Consider the following 19,053-nt stretch of genomic DNA (forward strand, 5'->3'; position numbering starts at 1 on the left):
GCGGTCCCGAGCGCGGCTCCAATCGGGGCTGCTACCGGGGCTCAAGGTCGATGCAGCGCCCGCCGGCGGCCTCGGCATCGGCGCGGTCGTGGGTCACCAGCAAAACGGGCAGGGCGCGGGCGCGCGCCTTGTCGAACACCAGCGTCCTGATCTGGTCGCGCAAGGTCGCGTCCAGCTTGGAAAACGGCTCGTCGAGCAGGAGCGCGCGCGGCGCGCTCACCAGCACCCGCATCAAGGCGACCCGCGCCTTCTGTCCCCCCGACAGCGTGGCCGGATCGCGGGTCGCCAGATCGGCGAGCCCGACCTCGGCAAGGGCATCCCGCACCGCCTCTCTCCGCCGGGCACGCCCGCGGACCTCCGCCGGCAGGGCGAAGGCGATATTGCCGGCGACGGAAAGATGCGGAAAGAGCATCGCGTCCTGAAACAGCAGTCCCATGTGCCGGCGATGCGCGGGCAGGGCGGTGATGTCCTCCCCGTCGACACGCACGCGGCCCCGCGCCTCGAAGACGGGATCGAGAAACCCGGCGGCATAGGCGAGCAGCGTCGACTTGCCGATCCCCGACGGCCCCATCACGGTCAGCACGTCGCCGGGCGGAACCCGGGCATCGAGCGCGATCAGCGGCGCGCCGGCGCGGGTGATCGACACGCTCTCGAACACCAGCCCTGATGATGTCGGGGCGGAGGATGCGGGATCCTCGACCGGCGCGGCGGGAGTGGCGGAAAGCGTCATCGGGCGGCCTGCAGGTCTCGGCGGTGGCGAAAGGCGATGCCCGGGGCAAGGGCGGCGAGGGCGAAGGCGGCGAAGGGCAGGATCATCTGCAAGAGCGCATAAAGGGCGATCAGCCGGCGATTGCCGCCGGCGGCGAGCGCCACCGCCTCGGTCGTGACGGTCGCGACCCGCCCGCCGCCGATCAGCAGCGTGGGCAGATATTGCGCGACCGACACCGCCAGTCCGAGCGCGGCCGCGCTTGCCACCGCGCGCAGGGCGAGCGGCAGGCGCACCCGCCAGAAGACGCGCGCGGGCGCCGCGCCGAGCGCGCCGGCCAACTGGCCGTAGCGCGGGTCGACCGCCCGCCACGGGTCGGATAGGGCAAGGAACACATAGGGAAGCACGAACACCAGATGCGCCAGCACCACGGCGGCGAGCGTGTCGTGCACGCCGCAGATCAGGAACAGGATCTGCAGCCCGAAGAGAAAGGCGATCTGCGGCACGATGAGCGGAATGTAGAGCAGCGGCAGCGTGCGGTGGCGCACCGCCTTGCCCCGCCGGCTTTCGCCTTCCAGACAGGCCAGCGCCAGCGCGACGGCGATTAGCGTCGCGGGCACGGCGATGGCCAGCGTGGTCGCGATCGCCGTGCCCATATGGTCGAGATGCATCGCCCATGTCGCCAGGGTAAACCGCGCGGGCAGGGCATCGGGAAAGCGCCACGGCCCGGCCACCGACCACAGGCACAGCGCGCAAAGCGCCAGCAGCATGGCGCCGACCAGCGCGCTCATGGCCGCGCCGGCGCCGAGCGTCACGGCGCGGTCGGCGCTCCCGCGCGCGCCGGCGGCGATCCAGCGCCGCCCGAGCGCCGCGACGATCCGTTCGCCGACGATCCACAGGCCGATGGCGCCGAGGCTCACGCCAAGCTGCAGGAGCGCGCCGGCGGAGGCGACGAAGCGCATGGCGAGATCGGGATCGTTCATCCAGGCGAGCAGCCGCACGGCGAGCGGGGCGGGGGTCGTCGGCCCGAGGATCAGCGCCACGTCGACCACCGAGGTGGCATAGGCCAGAACGGCGAAGACCGGCAGGCGGATCTGCGGGTAAAGGCGCGGCAGCACGACCTTGACCCAGGCGGCGACGGGGGCGTAGCCGAGGCTCGCGGCGATGCGCCGGCTTGCCGGCGAGGCCGTCTGCGGCAGCGCGGCCAGCACCATCAGGAACAGGAAGGGCACCTCCTTGGCGACCAGCCCCAGCGTCATGGCGAGCCCCAGCGGATCGCCGAGGATCAGCACGTCGGGCGGACGCGTCGCGCCGCTCGCCCAGGGCGAGACGAGGCGCATGAGAAAGCCGGAGGGCGCGATCAGGAAGGCGAGACCGAAGGCGGCCGCCGCATGCGGCACGGAGAGCAGCGGCGAGAGCAGCCGGCGCATCCAGCGAAAGGCCCGGGTGCCCTCGAAGGCGGCGGTGAAGGCCAGCACGAGCGCCAGCGACAGGACGGTCGCCGCAAGCCCCGTGCCGAGGCTCAGGGCGACGGAGGTCGCGAGGCCCGGCTGATCCAGCAGCGTGCGCAGGGGCGCGAGCGAGGCTTGCGTGCCGCCAAGACCCGGCACATAGCCCACCGCCGGCAGCAGCGTGCCGGCGAGCCCGGCGAGCACCGGCCCGAGCATCAGCGCGAGCGTGGCTGCGGGGGCGAGCCTCAGCATGCGCGGCGTGCCCGGCCGGGGACGGTCCGCGTCACTGGCTGGCGTAGCGCGCGGTCCATGCCCGCTCGATTTCGGTCAGCCAGCTTGCATGGGGCTCGTCGATGACCGGGCCGAGGTCCTCCGGCCCCAGCGTCGCGATGCCGAGATCGAGGGCGTCGAAGCGGGCGCGGTCGTCCTCCGACAGCGTGTCGAGGGCGAGCACGGTCGGATCGCCCCACACGGCCGGGTCCTGCTTGCGCGCCTGGGCTTCCGGCGACAGCAGGAAGTCGGCGAGCACCAGCGCGCCCGCCTTGGCGTTGGCGTTGTAGGGGATCGCGACGAAATGGGCGTTGCCGATGGTGCCGCCGTCGAGCACGAAGGTGCGCACCGTGTCGGGAAACTCGCCGGCGGCGATGGCCGCCGAGGCATCGGCCGGGTTGAAGGTGAAGGCGATGTCGATCTCTCCGTCCGCCAGCAGCCGTTTCAGCGCCGGCTGGTTCTGCGGGAAGGCCCGGCCCGCGCGCCACATCTTCGGGTGAATGCGGTCGAGATAGGCGAAGAGCGGCGCGACATCGGCCTCGAAACTGGCCGGATCTACGGGACGCGTGAGCTTTTCCGGGTCGTCGATGGTGGTGGCGAGCACCTGCTTCAGAAAGGTCGAGCCGTGGAAGTTGGGCGGCTGGGGATAGGTGAAGCGGCCGGGATTGGCGTCGAGATAGGCGGCGAGCGCCTCGAGCGTGCGCGGCGGCTCGGGCAGGATCGCCGTGTCGTGCATGAAGACGAGCTTGGCCATGCCCCAGGGGCTTTCCAGCCCGTCGGTCGGCTCGGTGAAATCGGTCAGCACCGCCGGCTTGTTCTCGGTGTCGACATGACGCCAGTTGGGCAGTTTCGTCGCCCAGTCGGGCGCCATCAGCAGGCCGGCTTTCTTCAGGGCCACGAAGTTCTCGCCGTTGATCCACACCAGATCGACCGCGCCGCCGGTGTCCTTGCCGGCCGCCTTTTCCGCCACGATGCGCGCGACGACATTGGCCGTGTCGTCGACCTTGACGTGTTCGACCGCGATCCCGTGGCGGGCTTCCAGTTGCTCGCCGGCCCAGTCGATGAAGGCGTTGATGCGCGGCTCGCCGCCCCAGGCGTGGAAATAGACGGTCTCTCCGCGCGCCGCCTCCAGCACCGCCGGCCAGTCGGCGGGATCGGGCGCCTGCGCGCCGGCGGGTGCCGCCGCAAGCGCCAGCGAAATGGCGGACAGCGGCAGGTGGCGACGCGCGAGGCGTGCGAGACGAGACAGCATCACGAAAACCCTCCTGTTTCGGGTTTGGTGCAAGAGCCGGAGCGCGCGGTCAAGACACGGCTTCGTTATGCGCCCGTGCGCGGGACGCGGCGCAGGGCGCGGGTCACAGCGGCAGGACGTGCGTGTCCTTGACCTCCTCCATGACCGCATAGGTATGCGTCTCGCGCACGCCGGGCAGGTCGAGGACGGCATCGGCGAGCAGTTTGCGGTAGGCGCGCATGTCGGAGACCCGCGCCTTGACGAGATAATCGAAGCCGCCGGCCACCATGTGGCATTCGAGCACCTGCGGCACGCGTTTGACGGCCTGCGCGAAGGCGTCGAACACATCCGGCGTCGTGCGGTCGAGCTTCACCTGCAGGAAGACGAGAAGCCCCTGACCGAGCTTGACCGGATCGAGTTCGGCGGAAAAGCGCAGGATGTAGCCCTCGCGCACGAGGCGTTTCATGCGCTCCGCCGTCGCCGTCGGCGACAGGTTGACCCGCTGGGCGAGTTCGGTGGTGGTGATGCGCCCGTCGGTCTGCAGGACGGCCAGGATGCGGCGGTCGGTGCGGTCGAGATCCGTGCTTTCTTCAGTTGAATTCGTTTTCACCGGAAAATCCTCTATTTTAGGCCAGAAGTTCGCCGAAAATAGCGGAGGAATTCGCGTTAGACTAAGAAAAATTCCGAGATCCGGATGCGGCCACCGTGCCGCCGTGCCTTCATTGGGAGATGCTCATGCCCGCGACCGCCGACAGCCCGATTTCCGACCGGCCCGCCGCCGACCGCCCGGCCGTCACGCCGCCACACGTGGAGATCGCGCCGTTTCGCGCCCCCTTCGCTCCGTCCGACGCAACGGCCGTGCGTACGCTCGTCGGTCGCGCCGGCCTCGACGAGGCGCAGGAGGCGCGCGTCGACGATCTCGCCTCGGGCTACATCCAGACGATCCGCTCCGCCATCGGCGGGCTGGGCGGGGTCGAGGATTTCCTGCGCGAGTACGGCCTGTCGACGCGCGAGGGGCTGGCGCTGATGGTGCTGGCCGAGGCGCTGCTGCGGGTGCCCGATGCCGCGACCGCCGACAAGCTGATCGAGGACAAGCTCGCCGCCGCCCGTTTCGACGAGAGCGAGCACGGGCCGTCGGATACCTGGCTCGTCTCCGCCTCGTCCTGGGCGCTGGGCGTGACCTCGCAGCTCATCCATCCGGGCGAAAAGCCGAACACCATCCTTGCCTCGCTGGTCAAGCGCATGGGCATGCCGGCGGTGCGCACCGCGACCCGTCAGGCGATGAAGGTGCTCGGCCACCAGTTCGTGCTCGGCGAGACGATCAAGGCGGCGCTCTCCCGGGCGAAGGCGCAGGAGGCCAAGGGCTACCGCTATTCCTACGACATGCTCGGCGAGGGCGCGCGCACCGCCGACGATGCGGCGCGCTACTTCCGCTCCTATGCCGATGCGATCGAGGCCATCGGCGCGGCGGCCGGCAAGAGGGATCTGCCGGACCGGCCCGGGATTTCGGTGAAGCTTTCCGCGCTGCATCCCCGCTATGAGGCGGTGAAGGGCACCCGCGCGCGCGACGAACTGGCGCCGAAGCTGCTGGAACTCGCGCAGGCCGCCAGGCGCCACGACCTCAACTTCACGGTCGACGCGGAAGAGGCCGACCGGCTGGAGGTGTCGCTCGACATTTTCGCCACCGTCGCCGCCGATCCCTCGCTCAAGGGGTGGGACGGGCTCGGCCTCGCGATCCAGGCCTATCAGAAGCGGGCGCTGGCGACAGTCGAGTGGATCGCCAGGCTGGCGGAGCGGCTCGACCGCCGGTTCATGGTGCGTCTCGTCAAGGGCGCCTATTGGGACACGGAGATCAAGCGCGCGCAGGAGCGCGGCCTCGACGATTTCCCCGTCTTCACCCGCAAGGCGGCAACCGATCTCTCCTATCTCGCCTGTGCCAAGGCGCTGATGGCGGCCCGCCCGCGCATCTATCCGCAGTTCGCCACCCACAATGCGCTGTCGGTCGCGCAGATCATCGCGCTCGCCGGCAACGAGGGCGGCTTCGAGTTCCAGCGCCTGCATGGCATGGGCGAAAGCCTGTTCAAGGCGGTGAGCGAACGCGACGGCCACCCCTGTCGCATCTATGCCCCCGTCGGCGGCCACCGCGACCTGCTGGCCTATCTGGTGCGCCGCCTGCTGGAAAACGGCGCCAATTCCTCCTTCGTCTCGGCGGTGGGCGACAATTCCGTGCCCATCGCGAAGCTGCTCGCCCGCCCGCAGGACGTGCTGGCCGGCGGCACCAGGGCGCGCAACCTGAAGATCCCGCTGCCGGCGCATCTCTACGGCGAAAGCCGCCGCAACTCGCAAGGGCTCGAGTTCGGCTATTCCGCCGACCGGCTGGCGCTGGTGGAGGCGATGGCGGCGGCGCCCGACAAGGTGGAGGACGCCCGCGCGCTTTATCCCGGCGCGCCGGCCGCCGGCGATCTGCGCGCGGTCATGTCCCCCGTCGACGGCACGACCCGGGTCGGCGCGGTGCGCGAGGCGAAGGCCGACGAGGTCTCGGCCATGTTCGACGTGGCCGCCCGGGGCTTCGAGCGCTGGTCGCGCACGCCGGTCGACGTGCGCGCAAAGGCGATCGCCCGGGTCGGCGATCTGCTGGAGGAGCACTCCGCGCGGCTGATGGCGCTGATGGCGCGCGAGGCCGGCAAGACCCTGCCGGACGGGCTGGCGGAAGTGCGCGAGGCGGTCGACTTCTGCCGCTATTACGCGGTGCAGGCCGAAACGCTCTTCGGCGAGGGCATCCTGATGCCGGGTCCCACGGGCGAGGAAAACCGCTACCGCTTTCGTGGGCGCGGCGTCTTCGTGTGCATCTCGCCCTGGAACTTTCCGCTGGCGATTTTCCTGGGGCAGGTCACGGCGGCGCTACTGGCGGGCAATGCGGTGGTCGCCAAGCCGGCCGACCAGACGCCGCTGGTCGCTCATGAGGCGGCAAAGCTCCTCTATGAAGCCGGCGTGCCGGAGGATGTCTTCCTGCTGGCGCCGGGCGGGCGCGAGCTTGGGGCGGCCCTCGTCGCCGAACCGCGCGTGGCCGGCGTTGCCTTCACCGGGTCGACCGAAACCGCCTGGGCGATCAACCGGGCGCTTGCCGACAAGCGCGGTCCCATCGTGCCGCTGATCGCCGAGACCGGGGGCATCAACGCCATGCTGGTCGATGCCACCGCGCTGCCCGAGCAGGTCACCGACGACGTGATGATGTCGGCCTTCCGCTCCGCCGGTCAACGCTGCTCGGCGTTGCGGCTGCTCTATCTGCAGGACGATGTCGCCGACAAGCAGCTCGACATGCTGATCGGGGCCGCGCGCGAGCTGTCGCTCGGCGATCCCATCGACCCGGCGACCGATATCGGCCCGGTGATCGACCTGGCCGCGCGCGACAGGCTGCTGGCCCATGTCGCCGAAATGAAAGACGCGCAGAAACTGCATTACGCCGGCCCGACGCCCGGCGGCGCGCTCGCCGGCGGCACCTGGGTCGCCCCGCATGTGGTGGAGCTCGATCATCCCACCGCGCTCACGAAGGAGACCTTCGGCCCGATCCTGCATGTGGTGCGCTACAAGGCGGCGGATCTTCCGAAGATGCTCGATACGATCGCCGCGACCGGCTACGGGCTGACGCTCGGCGTGCACAGCCGCATCGACGCGACGGTGGCGACCGTCGTCGACCGCCTGTCGGTGGGCAATGTCTACGTCAACCGCAACACCATCGGCGCGGTGGTCGGCACCCAGCCCTTCGGCGGCTCCGGCCTGTCGGGCACGGGACCGAAGGCCGGCGGCCCGAACTACCTCGCCCGCTACGCACAGGAACAGGTCGTGTCGATCAACACGGCGGCCGCCGGTGGCAACGCCAGCCTGATCGCCATGGCCGAGGAGGAGTGAGGGGGGTGGTCCAAAACCTCTGTAAACACGGGCTTTTCGTCCGATCTACTGTTTGGTTTGCGCTTGGCTGATTATGGATCAGGAAAGATCTGGGGTTGCAGCAGGTCACGGGGCCGCATCCCACCCACCGCCGTCACCCCGGGCTTGATCCGGGGTCCAATCCACGTTTGCATCGCACCCGCTTTGGCAGCGGAAGAGCGTGCCCGATTGCCGTGAGCCTCGACCGAGGCTGAGGGTGCCAATAGGCCCCGGGTCGCGCTGGCGCTTGCCCGGTGTGACCCCAGAGAGTGCAACCAGGCCGTTGCGTCGTCTTCGGCTCACGTCCCCCTCGGCTTCGCGCGGCGCGTGGCGGGGGCCGCGAGGGGATCGTCCGGCCAGGGGTGTTTCGGGTAGCGGCCCTTCATCTCCGCCTTCACCTGCGCCCAGGAGCCGCGCCAGAAGCCGGGCAGGTCGCGGGTGATCTGGATCGGGCGATGGGCGGGCGACAGAAGCTCCAGAATGAGCGGCACCTTGCCGTCCGCGATTGCCGGATGGCGGTCGAGGCCGAAGAGTTCCTGCACGCGGATCGCCAGCGTCGGGCCTTCCGCGCGGTCGTAATCGATGGCGACCCGCGAGCCCGACGGCGCGTCGAAATGGCCCGGCAGCAGCCGGTCGAGCTCGCCGAGGCGATGATGCGGCAGCAGACCGGCGAGGGCATCGCCGAGCATCTGCGCGTCGATGTCGCAGGCCCGCGAGATCCCGGCCAGATAGGGGCCGAGCCAGTCGGCGAGCGTGTCGGTGAGCGCCGCATCGCTGAGATCCGGCCAGTCGGCGGCGGCCGCTCCGAGCAGCCCCCGCAGGGTTTCGACGCGCGCCCGCAAGGCCCGTTGCGCCTTGGACCAGGGCAGCGCTGCCGTACCTTTCTTGCGCAGATGCCCGACGAGCGCCTCGGCGACCGCCTGGGGGTCGGGCGCGGGCTCGGCCTGCGTGTCGAGCACCAGGCGCTCGTAGCGGGTGATGCGGCGGGCGCGGACGGCTCCCTGCGCATCGCAGGCGACCTCCGTTTCCCGCGTGATCTGATCGGCGAAGAGGACCTCGATGTCCGCGCGGGAGATCGGCGCGGCCAGCAGGATGCGCCCGCGCGCGGCCGTGCCCTGCACTTCGGCCAGCACCAGGAAGGGCTCGCGGGCGAGCGCGTCGCTCTCTTCCAGCCGCGCCGCGCGGCCCGTCGCCATGCGAAAGCCGCCGCGCCCGTCCTGCGCCTGCGCCACCCGGTCGGGAAAGGCCAGCGCTAGCACGCGGCCGGCCTCCGAAACATCCGCATTGCCTTTCGGAATGTCCGCCATCTCGCGCCAGCGCCGGGCAAGATCGCGGGCGGCCTTCGCGCGCGGGTCACCCGCCCGCCGCAGCGCCGTCAGCCGGTCGCGCAGATCGGTGGAGCGCCCGCCTAAGGCCGCTTCCGACAGGAGCGCGGCGATTTCCGACGCCAGCCCGCCGGCCTCTTGCGCCCCGGCGACAAGCAACATGTGGGCAAGACGCGGGGCGAGCGGCAGGTGCATCATGCGCCTGCCCGTGTCGGTCAGATGACCGCTTGCGTCCAGCGCCTCAAGGCGCGTGAGCAGGGCGACCGCCTCGGCCCAGGCCGGAGCGGGCGGGGGATCGGGAAACCGCAGGGCAGCGGGATCGTGCACGCCCCAGGCGGCGAGATCGAGCACGAGGCGCGACAGATCCGCCTCCAGGATCGCGGGCCGGTCGTCGGGGGCAAGGGCCGCCGTCTGGGCCGCGTCCCAGAGCCGGTAGCACACGCCGGGCTCCATGCGGCCCGCGCGGCCGCGCCGCTGATCGGCGGCCGCCTTCGACACACGCACCGTCTCAAGCCGGGTCAGGCCGGTCGCCGGCTCGTAGACCGGCACGCGGGCAAGACCGGAATCGATCACCACCCGCACGCCCTCGATGGTGAGCGAGGTCTGCGCGATGGCGGTCGCCAGCACCACCTTGCGCCGGCCCGGCTCGGCCGGGCGGATCGCCGCCGCCTGGGCCCTGGCGTCGAGCGCGCCGTAAAGCGGGGCGAGGTCGACATCCGCCGGCAGGCCTTCGCCAAGCCGCTCGGCCGCCTGGCGGATCTCGCCCTGCCCGGGCAGGAAGACGAGGATCGAGCCCGGCTCCTCGGCGAGCGCCTTGCGCACCGCGCGCACCGCCTGTTCGGCCGGGCGAAGGGCCGGATCGCGGCCGAGATGGACGGTCTCGACCGGGAAGCTGCGGCCCTCGCTGGCGATCACCGGCGCGCCGTCCAGATGCCCGGAGATGCGCGCCGCGTCGATGGTGGCCGACATCGGCACCAGCCGCAGATCCTCGCGCAGCGCGCCCTGCACGTCGAGCGCCAGCGCCAGCCCCAGATCGCCGTCGAGCGAGCGTTCGTGAAACTCGTCGAAGAGCACGGCGGCCACGCCGGTCAGTTCCGGATCGTCGAGGATCATGCGCGTGAAGACGCCTTCGGTGACCACCTCGATGCGGGTGCGGGCCGAGACCCTGGTCTCCAGCCGCACACGCAGGCCGACCGTCTCGCCCACCCGTTCGCCGAGAAGCGCGGCCATGCGGCTTGCGGCGGCGCGCGCGGCGAGGCGGCGGGGTTCGAGCAGGACGATCTTGCCGTAATGGCGCCACGGCGCGTCGAGCAGGGCGAGCGGCACGATGGTGGTCTTGCCCGCGCCGGGCTCGGCGACGAGCACGGCGGACGTACGCGCGGCGAGCGCGTCGAGAAGCTCCGGCAGCACCGCGTCAATGGGAAGCGGCGGCCGGCGGGTGAGTGTCTCGGTCATGCCGTGCGCGTCCACAGCCGACCTGTCAGGTCGAGCGTAAACGCCTGCGGGTCGCGGGCATAGGCGGCAAGCCCGGCGAGCGCCGGCGCCGGGTGGCGCACGAGAAACGTCGGGATCCCGGTCATGAGCGCTTCGTGCGGCGCCTTCGCCTCGAAGGCGTCGCGAAACCCTGAGCGGGTGAGATGCGCCTCGATCCGGGGCGGAATGCCGCCGGCGAGATAGACCCCGCCGCGCGCCAGAAAGGTGAGGGCGTGGTCGCCGGCGACCCGGCCGAGAACGCGGGCGAAGGTCTCCAGCGTGGCCGCGGCGACGGGCTCGCCGCGCGCGGCGGCTTCCGGGATTTCCTGCGGCGCCTCGAAGCGCGGCGCCGCGCCTTGGGCCCGCGCAATCGCCTGCGACAGCCGCACCAGCCCCGCGCCCGACAGGATCTGTTCGGCGCCGATGCGCCCGCCGAGCCGGTCGAGATGCGGCCAGACGCGGTACTCTTCCGCCGTCACCGGGCCGATTTCGACATGCCCGCCCTCGCCGGGGATCGGCAGCCATCTGCCGTTCGCCCGCACCATCGCGGCCACGCCAAGCCCCGTGCCGGGCCCGAGCACCACCTTCGGCGCATGCGCAAGGACTTGGCCGGATCCGATCTGCAGCAGGTCGTCGGCCCCGAGAACGGGAAGCGCCAGCGCCTGGGCCTCGAAGTCGTTGAGCACGATCAGCGTCTCGAGGTCGAGATCGGAAAGAACCGCCCGCGGGTCGATGACCCAATCGGCATTGGTGAGCGGGATCGCCGCGCCGGTGACCGGACCGGCGACGGCGATGATCGCATGGCGGGGCCGGTCAGGCGCACGGGCGGCCGGGTGCGTGGTGGAAAGGGCCGCACGCGCGGCCGACTGGAAATCCGCATGCGCGCCCGTCGGCACCGAGGGCAGGGGCTCCGGCGCGGGACGATCCGCGTGGGCCAGCGCGAAGCGGGCATTGGTGCCGCCGATATCGGCGACGAGCACCGGCGCGCCCGTCGAGTGCGTCGGGGCGGGATCGCGGGGCGCGGGGTCGGGCGACAGGCCGGTCACGGGAGCGTCCCTGTTTGCGCGCGCGAACGGCGGCGCGGATCACGGGCAAGGGCGGCACCCCGGCCGGGGCCGGGTCGCCGCGCGGCGTTCCCGTGGTGTAGCCGCTGACGCGCGCAGGGAAAAGGGGCGCCCGCCGATCCGCCTGCTCAGGGGGCGCACGGCGCCCGTCGCGTCAGTCGTAGAGCCCGCAGTTGACAGGCTTGCGGCCGCTCGCCTGCATCACGCGCGGTTCGCTTGGAACCAGACCGGCGATCTCCAGCACCAGCTTCATGCGCACCGCGTCGGCGAACTGGGCCTTGGAATGCACCGGCACGAAGAAATGGCCGGGGCCGCCGATCACGCAGTCCTCATAATAGTGATCGACGTTCATCATCGTCTGCCAGGGGGCGTCGTCGTCCTTCATCATCAGCGGCAGACCGTTGATGGTGATCCCCTGCGCGATGGTCCGGTCGCGGAAGGCGGTGACGGCGCCGCCCTGGTTGTTCGGCCCGTCGCCCGAAATGTCGATCACCTTGCGCAGGCCCTCGTAGGCGTTTTCGGCGACCATGCGCGTGGCCTCTTCCAGCGCGGAGGCGATGGAGGTGCGCCGGCGCTGGCGCAGGGGGGCTTCGGCGATCCTGGTGGCGAAGGCGGCCGCGCTCTCCGCGTCGCTGATCACCGACCAGTCGGCGACGATGAACTGCTCGCCCGCGCCGCCCCACTCCATGTAGGCGACCGCGATGCGTCCCGTCGGGCCGTACTTGATCGCGTCGAGAACCTGCTCAGAGGTGAGCGCGGCGACATAGCCGGCGCGCTGGATTTCCTGCTCGTCCGTGTCCATCGACTGCGAGATGTCGACGGCGAGCACGAGCTCCACGTCGACCTCGCGCTCGGGATCATAGGCATAGCCGAGGGTCTGGGCCCGGGCGGACACAAGTGTCGCGAGGAAGACGAGCAAGGCGGCAAGCAGCGCGAGGCCGGCCGTGCGCACAAGCGCAAGGGCCGCCTCCCGCGCAAGGCCCGCCTGCGGCGCGGCATGGGCGTCGCGGCGAAAGGCGCGGCGCGAGACGGCGGCGCGAACGAGGGGGGAGGCATGGGCAGTCAGGCGCATGGTCGAACGCTCCTTCAACCGGTGTGTCGGCTCCCGCCCGAATGACGCCTTGACCTGCCCTCCCGATGTCTTGTTCCCGCCGGAGCCCTCCCTGGCGGCCGCGACCGTGTCGTGCCGCCCGCCCGCCGGCGATGTCATCGTTGTGTCATGGCATGGCAATCGCCGTGCCATATGCCGCGATCTGGCCGTCGCGAGTGTCGCGCGACGTCGCCTCCGGAAAGTCGTTTCCCGAAAATACGCTGTTGTGGCAAAGGCTAAGTATTCGGGAGAAAGGTCGCGGTTCGAAAAATCCAAAAAGAAGGTCTGTAAACTCTGCGTTTCATTCGCGAACGGCGCTTGCAATCTGCAATTTCCTGAAGGGGAAGAAAGTGCCTTCCCTTGCGGCATTTTTTGCCGACAATCCGGGCGGGTTGGTCAGGATCCGTGCAGCGGGTGCGCTGGCGGCCTGCGCGGTCCAGGTGGCATCCGGGCTGGCGTGCAGGGGCGCGGGCAGGGCGGGCGCAGGGATGGAATGGCCGCGCACCGCGTGCTTGGCGCTTGACCTCGCGCCTGTGCTCATGCAGTCTTTATGAAAGAAATCACAAGACGTGAAGAATTTTTCGTGACAACAGGGTGACCTGCCGCGCGCAAGCGCAGCGCGGCGACAAGGCCCGAAACAGGGCGAGGGAGGCGGGCGCGGCCATGAAAGAGGCCGACTGGACCACGGACATGGCCATTCGTGCCGCGTGGATGTCGTTCGTCGGCGGCGCCACGCAGGGCGAGATCGCGTCGCGTCTGGGGATTTCCAACGCCAAGGTCCACCGCCTGATCGCCCATGCCCAGAAGACCGGCCTGGTCCGCTTCCAGATCGCCGGGCGCCCGTCCGAATGTCTGGAGATCGAGGCGGCGCTCGCGGCCGAGCATGGCCTGTCCTCCTGCCTGATCGCGCCGGAGATCGCGGGGGCTGCGGACGAGGAACCGGAGATCCGCGCCATCGCCTCCGTGGCCGGACCGCATCTCGCCAATCTCCTGTCCAACACGGCGATCCGGCAACTCGGGGTCGGCATGGGCCGCACCCTGAAGGCGTCGGTCGAGCTGATGCCGCCGATCCAGCGGCCGGATCTCTCGATTGTGTCGATCTCCGGCTCGCTGACGCGCAAGCTGTCGGCCAATCCCTTCGATGTCGTGCAGCAGCTCGCCGAAGGCACCGGCGGCGAGGGCTATTATCTGCCCGTTCCCTATCTTGCCGAAAGCCCGGGCGAGCGGGACATGTTCCTGTCCCAGCGCAGCGTACAGGCGCTTCTGGAGCGCGCGCGTGCCTCCGATCTCTTCGTCATCGGCATCGGCTCGGTCGGCGACGACAGTCATCTCATTCGCCGCGATCTGATCTCGCGCGAGGAACAGGCGGATCTGATCCGCTCCGGCGCGGTGTGCGACCTCATGGGTCGCTTCATCGACGCGGAGGGGCGGCTGGTCGAGGCGCGCCTCGGCGACAAGGCCGTGGGCCTGCCGTTCGAGGCGGTGCGTGGCGCGCGCGTCGTGGCGCTCGCCGGCGGCGTGAGCAAGGTGGAGGCCACGCGGGCGGCATTGCGCGCGGGGCTGATCACGGACCTGATCGTCGACGAGGGTCTGGGCCGTGCCCTGGCCGCGTCGGCGCAAGCACGGACTGTCCGTTCGGCATGAGGCCGGACGGATCACAGGTGGAGGCATTTGGGATGATGAAACAGGTAATTCTCGGCGTCGCGGCGGCGGCGCTTCTCACCGGGTCGGCGCTCGCCGAGGACATCCAGCCGGCGGTGGTCTACGATCTCGGCGGCAAGTTCGACAAGTCGTTCAACGAGGCGGCCTACACGGGCGCGGAGCGCTTCAAGGAAGAGACCGGGATCGACTACCGCGACTTCGAGATCCAGAACGACAGCCAGCGCGAGCAGGCCCTGCGCAATTTCGCAAGGCGCGGCGCCAATCCGGTGATCGCCATCGGCTTCTCGCACGCCAATGCGCTGGAGAAGGTGGCGCAGGAGTTCCCCGAGACCAAGTTCGCCATCGTCGACATGGTGGTCGACCTGCCGAACGTGCGTTCCATCGTCTTCAAGGAGCATGAGGGCTCCTATCTGGTCGGCCTGCTCGCGGCGATGGCGTCGGAGACCGGCAAGGTCGGCTTTGTCGGCGGCATGGACATTCCGCTGATCCGCAAGTTCGCCTGCGGCTACAAGCAGGGCGTGCTGGAAACCAAGGCGGATGCAGAAGTGTTCCAGAACATGACCGGCACCACGGGGGCGGCCTGGACCGACCCGGTGAAGGGCGGCGAACTCGCCAAGTCGCAGATCGATCGCGGCGCGGACGTGATCTATCATGCCGCCGGCGGCACCGGTCTCGGCGTGCTGCAGGCGGCCGCCGACGCCGGCAAGCTCGGCATCGGCGTCGACAGCAACCAGAACGCGGTGCATCCGGGACAGGTGCTGACCTCCATGGTCAAGCGCGTGGACGTGGCCGTGGCGACCGCCTTCAACGACGCGCGCGAGGGCAAGTGGACCTCCGGCTTCTATTCGCTGGGGCTCGCCGAGGACGGCGTCGACTGGGCGCTCGACGAGCACAACGAGGCGCTGATCACGCCGGAGATGAAGGCGGCGGTCGATCAGGCCAAGGCCGACATCATCGCCGGCAAGATCGAGGTGCATGACTACATGGCGACCCAGGACTGCCCGTTCTGAGGCAGCCGGTCATCGGCACGGCCGCCCCGCCACGGTTCCGGCGGGGCGGCGACCCGACACCCGAGGAACGACACCCCACGTCGCCCGATTGAAGCCATCTGACGGCCGGCATCCGGCAGACGGCATCCGACGGGCGACACCCTTTCGACAGGCGAGGGCCACATGGGCGGGACTTGGCGCAAAATCCGGCGCGCGACCTTGAGCGCAACCTGGCGCGGAACCTGGACGGCCTGCGTGGCGGCGGCGCTGATCGCCATGGCCGCGGTCGGCGCGCGGGCCGAACCGGCGCTGGTCTATTCCGTCGGCGGCAAGTTCGACGGCTCCTTCAACGAGGCCGCCTGGCGGGGCGCGGAACGCTTCGCCGAGGAGACCGGCGCAAGCTACCGCGACTTCGAGATCGCGCGCGACGCGGACAGCCTGCAGGCTCTGCGCAGCTTCGCGACGCGCGGCGCCGACCCGGTCGTCGCCATCGGCTTCAACCAGGCTTCCGCCGTGGCGGCGGCCGCCGCCGATTTTCCGGACGCGAATTTCGCCATCGTCGACATGGTGGTCGACGCGCCCAACGTGCGCTCCACCGTGTTTCGCGAGCAGGAGGGCGCCTATATCGCCGGGGTTCTGGCGGCGCTCGCGTCGAAGACCGGCACCATCGGCTTCGTCGGCGGCATGGATATTCCCATCATCCGCCGCTTCCTGTGCGGCTACAGGCAGGGCGCGGCCTCGGTCTCGCAGGACGTGACGGTGCTCTTCAACATGGCCGGCGACACGCCCGCCGCCTTCGCCGATCCGGCGCGCGGCGCCGAACTGGCGCGCTCCCAGATCGGCCGGGGCGCGGATGTCATCATCCAGGCGGCCGGCGGCACCGGGATCGGCGTGCTGCAGGCGGCCGCCGACGCGGATGTGCTGGGCATCGGCACCGACAGCAACCAGAACGGCCTGCATCCGGGCAAGGTCCTGACCTCGATCCGCAAGCGGGTCGACACGGCCGTCTACACCAATTTCAAGGATGCGATGGACGGCAACTGGACGCCCGGCATCCAGGTGCTCGGCCTGAAGGAGGGCGGCATGGACTGGGTGATCGACGACCACAATCGCGCGCTGATCACGCCGGAGATGGAACGCGCCGCGCGCGCGGCCGAAGCGGCGATCGCGGACGGGACCGTCGCCGTGCACGACACCGTCACGCAAGGGGCCTGTCCGCTATGAGCGCGCCGCTTGCCATCGAGCTTGCCGGCATCGACAAGCGGTTCGGCGCGGTGCATGCCAACAAGGCCATCGATCTGAAGGTCAAAAAGGGCTCGATCCACGGCATCGTCGGGGAAAACGGCGCCGGCAAGTCGACGCTGATGTCGATCCTCTATGGCTTCTACCAGGCCGACGCCGGCGAGATCCGCATCGCGGGCAAGCCCGTGTCGATCCCCTCCAGCCAGGCGGCGATTTCCCAGGGCATCGGCATGGTGCATCAGCACTTCATGCTGGTGGAGAACTTCACCGTTCTGGAAAACGTGGTGCTCGGCGCGGAGGGCGGCGCGCTGCTTCGCGGCGGCATCGCGGCGGCGCGCAAGGAACTGAAGCGGCTGGAGACCGACTATGAGCTCAAGGTCGACCCGGACGCGATCACCGGCGACCTGCCGGTCGGCCTGCAGCAGCGGGTGGAGATCCTCAAGGCGCTGTTTCGCGGCGCCGAGGTGCTGATCCTGGACGAGCCGACGGGCGTGCTGACCCCGGCCGAGGCCGATCACCTGTTCCGGATCCTGCGCGTGCTGCGCGACGAGGGCAAGACGGTCCTGCTGATCACCCACAAGCTGCGCGAGATCATGGCGGTGACCGATCAGGTCTCGGTGATGCGCCGCGGCGAGATGGTCGCGACCCGCGACACGGCCAGCACCTCGATGGGGGAACTGGCCGAACTGATGGTCGGCCGCCGCGTGCTCTTGCGCGTCGACAAGACGCCGGCCGTCCCGGCCGGACCCGTTCTCGAGGTCGACGGGCTGACCGTGCGCGACGGGCGCGGTGTCGACGTGGTGAAGGACGTGTCGCTCACCGTGCGGGCCGGCGAGATCGTCGGCATCGCCGGCGTGTCGGGCAACGGCCAGTCGGAACTGCTGGAGGCGATTGCCGGCATTCGCGCGGCCGAGACCGGCACGGTGACGATCGACGGCACGCGGATCGATCTTGCGCGGGCGCGGGTGGATGCCGCCGACATGCGCGCGCACGGTCTGGCGCATGTGCCGGAGGACCGCCACCGCATGGGGCTGGTGACCAAGTTCTCCGAATACGAAAACGCCATCCTCGGCTATCACCGCGACCCGGCCTACGGGCGCGGCGCCTTTCTCGATCTCGACGCGATCCGTGCGACCGCGCGCGCCGAGATCGAGAAATACGACATCCGCCCGCCCGACTGCATGCTGAAGACGGCCGGGTTTTCGGGCGGCAACCAGCAGAAGATCGTGCTGGCGCGCGAGATCGAGCGCGACCCGGCGGTGCTGCTGGTCGGCCAGCCGACGCGCGGCGTCGACATCGGCGCCATCGAGTTCATTCACAAGCGGCTGATCGAATTGCGGGATTCCGGCAAGGGTATCCTGCTCGTCTCGGTCGAACTCGACGAGGTGCGCGCGCTTGCCGACCGCGTGCTTGTGATGTTCGACGGGCGGATCGTCGGCGAACGGGCGCCGGAAGCGGCGGAGAGCGAATTGGGCATGCTGATGGCGGGCGCGACTCAGGAGGCTGCGGAATGAGTGCGGGGCATCTGCCGCGCTGGGCGGATTACGTCCTGATGCCGGTGATCAACGTGACGGCGGCCTTCGTCGTGTCGGGGTTCGTCGTGCTGCTGATCGGCGAAAACCCGATCGAGGCGGTGAAGATCCTGGTCTGGGGCGCGCTCGGCTGGAACGAGGGCATCGGCTTCACGCTGTTCTACGCCACCAATTTCGTCTTCACGGGGCTGGCGGTGGCGGTCGCCTTTCACGCCAGCCTGTTCAACATCGGCGGCGAGGGGCAGGCCTATATCGGCGGGCTCGGCGTCGCCTTCGCCTGTCTGGCGCTCGACCGTTTCGTGCCCTGGTGGGTAACGCTGCCCTTCGCCGTGGCCGGCGCCGCCGCCTTCGGCGCGGCCTGGGCCTTCATCCCGGCGGTGCTGCAGGCCAAGCGCGGCAGCCACGTGGTGATCACCACCATCATGTTCAACTTCATCGCCGCCTCGCTGATGGTCTATCTGCTCGTCAACGTGATGGCGAAGGAAGGCTCGATGCAGCCCGAGACCCGCACCTTCGAGGCGGGCGGGCGGCTGCCGATGCTCGACAGCATCCTGCCGGGGGTGGATTTCGGCTCCGCGCCGGTCAACCTCTCCTTCCTGCTGGCGCTTGCCGCCTGCGCGCTCGTCTGGGTGCTGATCTGGCGCACGAAACTCGGCTATGAGATCCGCACCTTCGGCGCCAACCAGACGGCGGCCGTCTATGCCGGCATCTCGCCGGTGCGGATCACCATCGTCACCATGCTGATTTCCGGCGGGCTCGCCGGGCTGATGGCGGTCAACGAGATCATGGGCTCGCAGCACCGTCTGCTGATCGAATTCGTCTCCGGCTACGGCTTCGTCGGCATCGCGGTGGCGCTGATGGGGCGCGCGCATCCCGTCGGCATCCTGCTCGCCGCGATCCTGTTCGGCATGCTCTACCAGGGCGGCGCGGAACTCGCCTTCGAGATGCCCGCGATCACCCGCGACATGATCGTCGTGATCCAGGCGCTGGTGATCCTCTTCGCCGGCGCGCTGGAGCACATGTTCCGCCCCGCCCTTCTGCGGCTGTTCGGCGTGCTCGCCGCGCCCGCCAGGCGCCCCGCGTGAGGATGG

Annotated in this window: 14 protein-coding genes; 6 read left to right on the forward strand and 8 right to left on the reverse strand. The window is 70.1% G+C overall.

What is annotated here, in order from left to right:
• Positions 1-31: 31 nt before the first annotated feature.
• From ABL312_RS00055 to ABL312_RS00070, 4 genes are all read right to left on the reverse strand, one after another.
• Positions 32-730: an ATP-binding cassette domain-containing protein gene (locus ABL312_RS00055; RefSeq protein ID WP_349359332.1), complete on the reverse strand. Its 699-nt coding sequence runs from the start codon at positions 728-730 to the stop codon at positions 32-34.
• Positions 727-2,409, reverse strand: a complete 1,683-nt coding sequence (locus ABL312_RS00060) for an ABC transporter permease subunit (RefSeq protein WP_349359333.1) — start codon at positions 2,407-2,409, stop codon at positions 727-729. The genes ABL312_RS00055 and ABL312_RS00060 overlap by 4 nt, the downstream gene beginning before the upstream one ends.
• Before the next feature lie 31 nt (positions 2,410-2,440).
• Positions 2,441-3,679 (reverse strand): ABC transporter substrate-binding protein, encoded by a 1,239-nt coding sequence (locus tag ABL312_RS00065; protein WP_349359334.1) that lies wholly within the window; start codon positions 3,677-3,679, stop codon positions 2,441-2,443.
• Positions 3,680-3,782: 103 nt separating this feature from the next.
• Positions 3,783-4,268, reverse strand: coding sequence for an Lrp/AsnC ligand binding domain-containing protein (locus ABL312_RS00070; RefSeq protein ID WP_349359335.1), 486 nt, complete (start codon positions 4,266-4,268; stop codon positions 3,783-3,785).
• 125 nt (positions 4,269-4,393) lie between these two features.
• Between ABL312_RS00070 and putA the strand changes: the two genes are divergently transcribed.
• On the forward strand, positions 4,394-7,567 hold the full coding sequence (putA, locus tag ABL312_RS00075) for a bifunctional proline dehydrogenase/L-glutamate gamma-semialdehyde dehydrogenase PutA (protein ID WP_349359336.1): 3,174 nt from the start codon (positions 4,394-4,396) through the stop codon (positions 7,565-7,567).
• 317 nt (positions 7,568-7,884) lie between these two features.
• Here the strand turns inward: putA and hrpB are convergent, their stop codons facing one another.
• From hrpB to ABL312_RS00095, 4 genes are all read right to left on the reverse strand, one after another.
• Positions 7,885-10,365 (reverse strand): ATP-dependent helicase HrpB, encoded by a 2,481-nt coding sequence (gene hrpB, locus ABL312_RS00080; RefSeq protein WP_349359337.1) that lies wholly within the window; start codon positions 10,363-10,365, stop codon positions 7,885-7,887.
• Entirely contained in the window at positions 10,362-11,420 is a 1,059-nt protein-coding gene (glk, locus tag ABL312_RS00085; RefSeq protein ID WP_349361480.1) for a glucokinase, read from the reverse strand. Before glk ends, hrpB begins: the two co-directional genes overlap by 4 nt.
• Before the next feature lie 181 nt (positions 11,421-11,601).
• A complete protein-coding gene (locus tag ABL312_RS00090) occupies positions 11,602-12,519 on the reverse strand; it encodes a DUF1194 domain-containing protein (protein ID WP_349359338.1) in 918 nt (305 codons plus the stop codon).
• A gap of 319 nt (positions 12,520-12,838) precedes the next feature.
• Positions 12,839-13,078, reverse strand: a complete 240-nt coding sequence (locus ABL312_RS00095) for a hypothetical protein (protein WP_349359339.1) — start codon at positions 13,076-13,078, stop codon at positions 12,839-12,841.
• Between the two features lie 122 nt (positions 13,079-13,200).
• On the opposite strand from ABL312_RS00095, the gene ABL312_RS00100 reads away from it, so the two are divergent.
• The 5 genes from ABL312_RS00100 (at position 13,201) to ABL312_RS00120 (ending at position 19,047) form a co-directional block, all read left to right on the forward strand.
• Positions 13,201-14,181, forward strand: coding sequence for a sugar-binding transcriptional regulator (locus tag ABL312_RS00100; RefSeq protein WP_349359340.1), 981 nt, complete (start codon positions 13,201-13,203; stop codon positions 14,179-14,181).
• A gap of 32 nt (positions 14,182-14,213) precedes the next feature.
• On the forward strand, positions 14,214-15,209 hold the full coding sequence (locus ABL312_RS00105; RefSeq protein ID WP_374730162.1) for a BMP family protein: 996 nt from the start codon (positions 14,214-14,216) through the stop codon (positions 15,207-15,209).
• A gap of 255 nt (positions 15,210-15,464) precedes the next feature.
• Positions 15,465-16,412 carry a BMP family ABC transporter substrate-binding protein gene (locus tag ABL312_RS00110; RefSeq protein ID WP_349361482.1) on the forward strand — a complete coding sequence of 316 codons (948 nt, stop codon included), beginning with the start codon at positions 15,465-15,467 and terminating at the stop codon, positions 16,410-16,412.
• A complete protein-coding gene (locus tag ABL312_RS00115; protein ID WP_349359341.1) occupies positions 16,409-17,944 on the forward strand; it encodes an ABC transporter ATP-binding protein in 1,536 nt (511 codons plus the stop codon). The genes ABL312_RS00110 and ABL312_RS00115 overlap by 4 nt, the downstream gene beginning before the upstream one ends.
• Entirely contained in the window at positions 17,941-19,047 is a 1,107-nt protein-coding gene (locus tag ABL312_RS00120) for an ABC transporter permease (RefSeq protein ID WP_349359342.1), read from the forward strand. Before ABL312_RS00115 ends, ABL312_RS00120 begins: the two co-directional genes overlap by 4 nt.
• The last annotated feature ends 6 nt before the right edge of the window (positions 19,048-19,053 follow it).

Origin of the sequence: Stappia sp., from assembly GCF_040110915.1 — a bacterium.
In the GTDB taxonomy this organism is placed as follows: domain Bacteria; phylum Pseudomonadota; class Alphaproteobacteria; order Rhizobiales; family Stappiaceae; genus Stappia.